Origin of the sequence: Bacteroides sp. AM41-16, assembly GCF_003603495.1 — a bacterium.
Classification (GTDB): Bacteria; Bacteroidota; Bacteroidia; order Bacteroidales; family Bacteroidaceae; genus Bacteroides; species Bacteroides uniformis.
On the sequence record NZ_QTNE01000047.1, the window covers coordinates 1 to 2,436 of the forward strand.

1 protein-coding gene is annotated in these 2,436 nt (G+C 44.6%); it reads left to right on the plus strand.

Annotated features, from left to right (window positions below):
* Positions 1 to 643 precede the first annotated feature (643 nt).
* Positions 644 to 2,299 (plus strand): group II intron reverse transcriptase/maturase, encoded by a 1,656-nt coding sequence (gene ltrA / locus DW896_RS21280; protein ID WP_004316241.1) that lies wholly within the window; start codon positions 644 to 646, stop codon positions 2,297 to 2,299.
* Positions 2,300 to 2,436 lie beyond the last annotated feature (137 nt).

Genomic DNA, 2,436 nt, shown 5'->3' on the forward strand with positions numbered 1-2,436 from the left:
CAAGTTTGTGCGACGTGAAGTTGCGTAAGTGATTGTGTAACATCAAGATTACACCTCCAGTTCCGTCTGGAGTAGCCTACGGACACGTGCATTGGGAGTAATCCTTTTGTACGGAGCTGTCCCGACAAGGTAGCCTTTCCAAAAGGAGAAGATTGAACCGTGAGGGGAAATCAACGGCTGATAACACCATTCAGCACGAGGAGCTTGGCTTAGCGGTATGGTCAACGAAAGTGAACTGTCCGATAAACATCGTAAGGTATAACGAGCCAAAGGCTGTTGACAGGCTCGGACCAAAAGGTAAGCAGTCGGCTGTCCTCTTGAACTTTGGGGGCACACGGACATTAGCACTGCCGGTGGAATAGACAGGACCTAACCCGCTTATTTATCACTTATGTAAAACACGGTAAGCCCGTATCTCTCCAGTTCATCAGAGCTGGTAAGCAAGCCGCAAGGCAAGCCTACATGGGGTGTGGGTATAGGATAGCGGAAAAAGCGAATGCCTCCCTGTAATGGGGAGGATACGGATTGAGCCAATATCACGGGTTGGTAAAGGTAACATCATCCGACACGAAAGTGGGCAGACTTCCGCCTATGGTGACACTTTACAAGATAGTTTACAGAACTTTTAAAGAAAGGAAAGCAAATGAACGCAAAGAAATTGGCGTGTGCGCCCGAAGACATAGACATTCACGAACTCTGGTCGAAAATCGACTGGGACAAATGTGAGCGTTTTGTCCAAAAGCTGCAAGCACGTATTGTAAAGGCTCAAAGGGAAGGCAGAAATAACAAGGTGAAAGCCCTGCAATGGATGCTTACCCACTCGTTCTACGCCAAAGCATTGGCGGTAAAACGAGTTACGACTAACAAAGGAAAATCTACTTCCGGCGTTGACAAGATTACATGGTCTTCTCCATTGGCGAAAGCCAAAGCCATATTCACTCTGAAAAGACATGGCTACAAGCCACAACCTTTAAAACGTGTAAATATCAAAAAGAAGAACGGGAAATTACGCCCACTCGGAATACCAACGATGAAAGACCGTGCGATGCAGGCATTGTACCTAATGGCACTTGACCCGATAGCGGAAACCACTGGCGACAGCCATTCCTACGGATTCCGCAGACATCGCTGTACACATGATGCCATCGAGCAATGCTACATCGTTCTTTCTCGTTCGGTCGCTCCCGAATGGATTCTTGAGGGGGACATCAAAGGATGCTTCGACCATATCAGCCATGCGTGGTTAATCAACAATATCCCTATGGATAAGGAGATACTACGCAAATGGCTCGAATGCGGATATGTGTTCAATGGAGAACTCTTTCCTACGGAAGAGGGAACCCCACAAGGTGGCATAATATCCCCAACTCTTGCAAACATGGCACTTGACGGACTGCAAGATTTGTTGGAAAAGAGTGTCAAGAAATATCAGGTGAACTACAAAAAGATAGTTCCTAAGATACATCTTGTACGATATGCAGATGATTTCATTGTAACGGCAAAGGATAAGGAAACGATAGAACAGGTTATACTTCCATTAGTACGTAAGTTCCTTGCGGAAAGAGGTCTGACACTATCAGAAGAAAAGACAAAAATCACACATATAAATGAGGGATTTGACTTTCTCGGTTTCAATATCCGAAAGTTCCGCAATAATACGCTGCTGACAACTCCATCCAAAGATGCGCAAAAGAGGTTTTGCGAAAAAATCCGCAAGACGATAGAAGCCAACAAGTGTGTAAAACAGAAGTCACTTATTATGATGCTGAATCCAATCATAAAAGGTTGGGGTAATTATTATAAATATGGTACTTCTGCGAATGTATTCCACCGAATGGATTGGGAAATCTTCAAGAAAATATGGCAATGGGCAAGACGCAGACATCCGCAGAAATGTAAAGGATGGGTAAAGGATAAGTATTTCAGAACACTAAATGGGCACTCGTGGAGATTTGCGGCAGATATGGGCAAGAAAGATAAGATTGATTATCTCGAACTGACCTATCTACCAACCATCCACCATGAGAAATTCGTCAAGGTTCGGCATTATGCCAATCCGTATGACCCATCAGATAAATCGTACTACGAATGGAGAGAAACCTACCGAATGAAGCAAACGCTGAAAGGCAGGCAATCTCTAATAAACATTTGGAAACGACAGAATAAAGTATGTCCTGTATGTGGAGAGCGTATTGACAGGGAAAGACCTTGGAGTATCACTGAACAAATAGTCAGTGGACGAAAGGTAAGAACTCTTGTACATACCAGTTGTAAACGTAAAATGCAAAGTAGATTATGAATATGAAAGTCGAAAATGAGATGGCTCTACCGATAACAAAGTCGGTAACGGTCATGTTGCTTGAGCCGTATGCGGGGAAACTCGCACGTACGGTTCTTAGAGGGGAAAGCTCCCGTAAGGGGGCTGACCTACTCGAC